We start from the raw sequence: 232 nt of genomic DNA on the forward strand, positions 1-232 counted from the left end.
ATTATTTCGGTATATATATTCGCTTAGGGTTGATCGGTGCTTTCGCTCTATATTTTATTCCGAATATATATGTAAAAGGTGCTTTCGCTTATATCGTCCTATATATGATTTCTATGCAGCTCCGTTCCCTGTGGAAATATTTTTCGGGAAATATTATTGTAGCATTATATCCAATTGATACTGAAAAACGAATGAATCAATTTCTCCGCTTAATCTTTATATTGCTAAGCAT

Annotated in this window: 1 protein-coding gene; it reads left to right on the forward strand. The window is 32.3% G+C overall.

The genetic code is table 11. The features are described 5' to 3' along the window. Nucleotides 1-232 (forward strand): ABC transporter permease (locus SB775_RS34185; RefSeq protein ID WP_410865732.1); only part of this gene is annotated, 232 nt, incomplete at both ends.

The organism is Peribacillus sp. SIMBA_075 (genome assembly GCF_046534585.1).